This is a genomic window from Xylanibacter brevis P6B11 (assembly GCF_000621825.1).
GTDB lineage: Bacteria > Bacteroidota > Bacteroidia > Bacteroidales > Bacteroidaceae > Prevotella > Prevotella brevis.
This window is the reverse complement of record NZ_JHXG01000022.1, coordinates 1-6,176: the sequence shown is the minus strand read 5'-3', so window position 1 is coordinate 6,176 and position 6,176 is coordinate 1. Positions and strand designations below refer to the sequence as shown.

At 54.9% G+C, this 6,176-nt stretch carries 5 protein-coding genes; all 5 read right to left on the bottom strand.

The window, feature by feature from the left end; genetic code table 11:
- Positions 1-2,169 (bottom strand): MBG domain-containing protein (locus tag T496_RS13930; RefSeq protein ID WP_316928899.1); only part of this gene is annotated, 2,169 nt, incomplete at its 3' end.
- Between the two features lie 86 nt (positions 2,170-2,255).
- Positions 2,256-2,600 carry a hypothetical protein gene (locus T496_RS0109820; protein WP_027450594.1) on the bottom strand — a complete coding sequence of 115 codons (345 nt, stop codon included), beginning with the start codon at positions 2,598-2,600 and terminating at the stop codon, positions 2,256-2,258.
- Positions 2,601-2,607: 7 nt separating this feature from the next.
- Positions 2,608-4,029 (bottom strand): hypothetical protein, encoded by a 1,422-nt coding sequence (locus T496_RS0109815; RefSeq protein ID WP_155808840.1) that lies wholly within the window; start codon positions 4,027-4,029, stop codon positions 2,608-2,610.
- Positions 4,030-4,085: 56 nt separating this feature from the next.
- Complete coding sequence (locus T496_RS0109810) at positions 4,086-5,396, bottom strand: hypothetical protein (protein WP_027450592.1); 1,311 nt, start codon at positions 5,394-5,396, stop codon at positions 4,086-4,088.
- Between the two features lie 150 nt (positions 5,397-5,546).
- On the bottom strand, positions 5,547-6,176 hold a 630-nt coding region (locus tag T496_RS13925), incomplete at its 5' end, for an InlB B-repeat-containing protein (protein WP_044111064.1).

The window sequence follows — 6,176 nt, the reverse complement described above, 5'->3', positions numbered from 1 at the left end:
CTGGATGGTCACGTTGTCAACCTCCTCGCCACTCTCGGTATCCTCCGCCGTTACGGGCAGGTCGTCCTTGACGATGTGGAAGTTGGCCTTCACGATGCCCTGGAAGTTGTTCTTACCTGTGACGGTCAGCTGGTAGTCTCCCAGGTCGGTCTGCGTATCATCGCTTACGGTGTAGTCGGTGGCGGGAACGATCAGTTCGCCAGCCTTCACCACGTCAACCTCAGCCGTCTGCGGCTCCGGACCGAAGGGGTTGAAGATGAACAGCGTATCCTTCAGTGTAGCCTCCGTCAGTGTGGCGGGGTTGATCGTGAAGGTCTTCTGGGCCTGTCCGCTGTAGTTACCCTGACCGGTGCAGGTCACGGTGGCGGTGCCGGCGTTCGTGTTGTTGGTGTAAGCCACGGTGTAGTCGGTGCCGGCTGCGAGGGTCATCTCGTGGAAGGTCAGTACGGGAGCAGGGGTCTGAGCCTCGCTGGTGTAGGTCAGCGCGTCGATGTCAGCGATGAAGCTGTTCTCCAGCGCCTTCGTACCTACGGTAAGTGTGCCGTTGGCGAAGGTGATGGCATAGTTGTCAGAGGTGTATCCGCTGGGCGTGATGGTGTAGTTGCCCACGCCGCTCTGGTCCTTCACATAGTCGCAGGCCAGTGCCAGCTCGCCGCCCAGGACAGCGTTCGTCTCGTTGTTCATGAAGCCGTCGTAAGAAACGGTGTACTGAGGAGCATCGTCGCCGTAGGTCACGCTCTTGTTGTCGGCCTTCACGGTCAGCGCCTTCTTCGTGATGGTGAAGGTCTTCGATGCCGTGCCGCTATACTTCGTGCTGTTGGCAAGCGCGGTGACGGTAGCGGTGGCGGTGCCCACGTTCACGTTGTCCTCGTAGCTCACGCTGTAGTCCGTGCCCTTCACCAGCGTCATGCCGTTGAAGGTCACCACGGGAGCGGGCTCCTGTGACACGCCGTTATAAACCAGCGATGCGATGTTAGCGATAAAGCCGTCCTCCAGGGCCTTCTTGCCCACGGTCAGCGTACCCTTCGTGAAGGTGATGTCGTAGTTGCTTGAGGTGTAACCAGAAGGCGTGATGTCGTAGTTGCCGGCGCCGGTCTGGTTCTTCACGTAGCTGCAGGTCAGTGCCAGCGTGCCGCCGAGCACGGCCTTGGTCTCGTTATTCACGAAACCGTCGTAGCTCTCGGTGTAGGTGGGAGCATCGTCGCCGAAGGTCACGCTCTTATTGTCGGCAGTGACGGTCAGTGCCTTCTTGTTGATGGTGAACTTCTTCGTGGTCTCGCCTGCATACTTCTCGCTGGTAGCTACGGCAGTGATGGTCACGGTAGGAGCATTCTCTGTAGCAGTAGAGAGAGCAGCGTTCGTGTTGTTGCTATAGGTCACGGTGTAATCCACATCCTTGGTAAGGACGACAGAGCCGTCCTTCACAGTGACGACGGGCTCCTGTGCCTGGCCGGTATAGGTCAGGGCGGTGATGTCGTCGATGGTGATGTCCTGATTGGTGAGCAGCTTCTTGTAGCTGACGTTCACCAGGGCGTTGGCGCGCTGCATGACGAACGACCAGGTGTTGTCCTGTCCCAGCAGCTTGGTGAGCTCGAAGTCCTGCAGCAGGCCGATGCCGACCTGTGCGCGGCGGGGTGCCTTGGCGATGGCTGCGCCCCACTGTCCGCTGGTCTGGTTGACCACCCAGCCCGTGTTGGGCGTAACGACGACAGTGACGGTGGCGCCTTCCTTGGCGGTGGTCACCTCGTTCTCGCCCACCAGGAACTTCACGCTACCCTGAGCGTTGGTGCCCACGGTAAGGTTATAGCTCGGAGCGACGCCAGGCATCGTCTCATATACTTCATGGGTAGTTGGGTTGAAGTGTATGGTCAAGGTGTAGGTGCCAGCCTTAGCGATATTGATAACGCGGTCAAGATCAGGATATGCCTCACTCCAGCTGTGATCCTTCACGACCTTGTATTGCACATCATCATCGAGATAGACGTTGGTGTAGGTGATGCTGTAGGTGCCATCACCGTTCTTCGTCATGTCATTGGCGGTGTTAGTAGGATCCCAAGCCGAGCCAAACATGGCTGTGTTGTTGCCGGCCACGGTGTACGTGTCTGCCGCCCACGCGCCCGTCACTGCCGTCAAGAGCAGCACAAGCAAACTAAATAATTTCCTTTTCATATTCATAGTTTCTTTATTGTTATTTCTCATTAACTGTTTTCTGTAACAAAAACCTTGAAAACCCCTTGCTGAGAAAGATACTCTTGTCAGCGTATTAACGCCATCTGTCGTAATTCTGCTTGTGTGCAAGCACCCAGCAGCCTTCCACCAAATACCGTTATCCCTTTCAGGGACTCTTTTCTCATCAAGGAAAAACCGAGAAAACCGGCTGCGCCTACACCACCTATAACAGCTATGTACTGGAAAGAATGGTTTTTTAGCGAAGCGGGGTTTTTCCTTCTGCGGGCTTGAGCCACGTCAGTGGTGTGACAAGAGGCGGGGGTGTGGCTGGAAAGCTCGCTTTCATAGCCAGAGACCTGCCGCTTGACACATGAGCTCTTTAAGAGCGTCAAGCCCACAGAAGGGGTTTTTCTTGTTTTTGTTTTCATCATCACTCTATCACTTTACCACGACCTTTTTACCATTGAAGAGGTAAACGCCCTTCTTCGTCGGAACACTCTGCAGCTTGCGACCGCTGAGGTCATACCAGTTGCCATTCAATTCTTCAATTCTTGAATTCTTCAATTTTTCAACAGCCGTGGTCTCGTCGAATACCAGCGTGATTCGTGCGCTGGGCTCGCCAGTGTTGACGCTCAGCCAAGCCTTGTTGGGGCCTACCTCGATGGCGTTCTTCACGAAGACGAAGGCCTTGCCGTTGAAGGCATAGTTGGTCTGGCCCTCGGTGCTGGCGGCGATGGTGGTGCCGGTCAGGGTGCCCTGGAACTCAGGTGCTACGGTGATGGCCATGTCGGGCTCGGCGCATGGGATGAGGAGGATGACCTTCGTCTCATTGCTGTTGTTATAAACCAGCATTGGGGTGTTGCTTGGCATGGCGTCGCTCCTGTCGCTCAGCACGGCCTGGTCGCCGTTTACGCTCTCGATGGTGTAGAGCTCGGCGGCCTCGTCCTCCACGTAGAGGGGCTCGTCCTTATAGTAGGTGATGAACTCCTTGGCGGCCACTTCTACCTCGTAGCCCTGGAAGAGCTTGAAGGTGTTGCTGAAGGCGGTCTCGCCGGCGTAGTCGCTGTCGTCCTGGCCAAAGGCCTTGAGGGCGTAGAGGCCGGGGGCGAAGTCGAAGTCGTAGAGCATGACGCCGTCGCCTTCGGGCTGCAGTGTCTGCTCGTCGAGCTTATAGATGCGGCAGTAGTAGTCCTGATCCTGTGTGAGGGCTTTCTGCTCGATGCCGTCGTTCACGGCTACGAGTTCCAGCACCTGCATCATGTCCATGTCGGCGGGCTCATAGCCTTCGCCCTGCTGTGCCTTCTTCACGCGGTAGCGCACGCCGTCGGTGCCGTCGCCCATGGTGGCGGTCATCTGGATGCTCATGTCGCGCACCAGCTCGTACTCGGCCGTTGCGTCGAAGGCGGGCATGTTGAACCAAGCCTCTGTAAAGACGGTATCGTTCTCAGCCTTGTTGGTGGTCACCTCGACGTCGTTGGGGTCGGCGTAGGTGTAGTAGATTTTGCGGTTTGCTGCCGTCTCTTCATAAAAAGCGTCTCGAGCCACAGACATTTTAATAACACTAATATCTTCCTCATCCCAGACTATATACTTTGTCTCGATTCCGTCAAACCCGTAAACGAGAATAATCGCTTGGTTGTACGACGGATCCGGATTTGGAATGGCCTTCGCCTCATCATCGGTCAGTGTGGAATAGTCCTTGAAGCCGGGAAAGTCGGCGGCAGTAAGTGACGTTACATCGCCTTCCCAACCTGCGGGCACCGCGAATTCCACTACGTTGAGCGAACTTTGTGCCCACGCTCCGCCGACTGCCGTGATGAGCAGTGCGAGCGTCATTATATATCTTGATATTGTTTTCATATATTGTATTTCTTTATGTTGTTTATACATTTTATATATATACATTCGCGAGGGGGTTAGTTGCCGGCCGGAACATAATACAGAGGGTTCTTACTAGTATTCGTAGTTGACAAAGGTATACCAATTTCGTCTCCCGCAGCATTAGTCGCACTGGCATATCTATCACCAGAAAATCCGAATTCCTCATAAACGACACGGATATCTCCTCCGCCAAGGTACTCAGCAAGCGCTATGGCTTCTTCTTTTGTGATGGTGGTAATATTTGCATTTGTTCCGTCGAAGAAAGAAGAAATCAAATATTTATCGTCGCCATTTTTTTCACATATCGTCACTACGTCGGCATATTTGGGACCCGCTGACCCCTTCTTCACCTCCACCTTGCGGAACTTGTAGCCGGTGTTGGCTTTGACCTTCACCTCGCTGCCCATCTTCACGCCCTGGAGCTTGCCCTCGGTGATGTCGCCGGTCTTGTCGGTGCCACCTACAGTAACGGTAGCCTTGCCGGCCTCGATGGTGTTGGCGTTGGCGGCGTTGAACTGGATGTCGAACTTGTTGGTGAGCACGGTGACGGTGAGGCAGGCGGGCTCGGTGTCGTTGAAGGTGTTCTCCTCGGTGGCTTGCTGGCCGTCGGGGGCGTCGGCGCCCTGGATGTAGTACCATACGTTGACGGTTGCTGCGTCGTCATAGTTCTTGGCTGTGGGCACTGTGGCGCTGAAGGCGGTGAGTGCGGGGGCCTCGGTGGCTGAGGTGCCGATGGCGTACATCAGCGTGCCCTGCGTGACATCGGTGCTCGTTCCGGCGAAGGCCACGATGCCGGTGCCCTCGGCGATGAGCGATGCGTCGGTGCCGGCGATGACGCCTTCAGCGGCTTCGGGCAGCAGCGTCTTCACTTCGGGCTCGGTGCCCGTGGTGGCGAATGCGGCTGCCTTGGCGTAGATGGGTGTCAGCACGACGTCGCTGCCGGGCATCGCGAAGGTGCCGGTCTTGGTTGCAGCGTCCCAAGCGACCTTGGGACCGCCGGGGGCGGTATAGCAGATTTTAGCATTAAAATTTGTCTGAAACACTATAAACATTCTCCTGGCTTCTGGAGAACCATCATCATAATCATCATCGATAAATGTGCCACCTTCAAATTGAATCTTTTTAACGTTGTCGCCATCAAAACCATAGATGAGAACAACGATGCCATCTGGAACGGCCAGCGCCTTTGCCTCATCTTTGGTTATCTGCACAAAGTCTTTCGGCAGGTCGGCAGCCGATAAATTAGTCTCGTCACCTGTCCACGAAGCGGGAACGTCAAAGACTTTGGCTTCGTAGCTTTGTGCCCACGCGCCCGTGACTGCCGTGAGTAGCAGCGCGAGCGTCATTATTATCTTATATTTGGCTTGCAGCCGAAAATTCTTCCGTTCGGCAAAGTTCAAGCAAGCTTGACTTTGCTCTCTCTTAATCGAATTTTTCATATATTGTATTTCTTTATGTTGTTTATACCTTTTATATTATATACGTGCGAGAGGGGGTTACTCGGCAATCGCGTTCCAGTGAGCGTAGATGGTGGTGGCACTGGTAGCGTTGCTGGCGGTAAGTTTCGTGCCGCCTTCAGCAGAGGTGTACCAGCCGTCGAAGGTGTAGCCCTCACGTGTGGGTGCTGCGAAAGTGGTGGCAAGGGCATCGCCGCTGAAGAGGTATTCCACCTTGTCGGCAGTGGAGCCACTGACGCTGCCGCCGCCCAGGTTGTAGGTCACCTTCACGGGGTTGGTGTAGCGGTACAGTCCCCAATAGTGTTCTTTGCCTGGCGCTGGACAAGTGGCAGATTGTACGTGGCCTGTAATCAGGATGGCCACCCTCGGCTCCCCCGAAGTAATGTCAATGGTTTTGTCCAGTTCGCTGAAAGGCGTATGGCCGGCCCAGCTATATTCAATGATATTCGCTCCGATAGGGGACATATTTGTGCCACTACCTTTTTCATAGCCGAAATGCAGTGTGTGTTCACCATTGCTAAAACCACTGCCGGTTACATTGTATGTCGACGGGTTCAGCGTAGGCATGTGGAGGGTGATGGTGCCATCCCTGTTGTTTTCGACTTCGACAAATGATTCTATATTCTGGATTGTCGCGCCTGGTACGAATTCCGGTCTCTTCTTCTTCTC

Excerpts from the sequence above, each read along its gene's own strand:
- T496_RS0109820 (WP_027450594.1), bottom strand. The coding sequence starts at position 2,600 with ATGATGAAAACAAAAACAAGAAAAACCCCTTCTGTGGGCTTGACGCTC.
- T496_RS0109815 (WP_155808840.1), bottom strand. The coding sequence starts at position 4,029 with ATGAAAACAATATCAAGATATATAATGACGCTCGCACTGCTCATCACG.
- T496_RS0109810 (WP_027450592.1), bottom strand. The coding sequence starts at position 5,396 with ATGACGCTCGCGCTGCTACTCACGGCAGTCACGGGCGCGTGGGCACAA.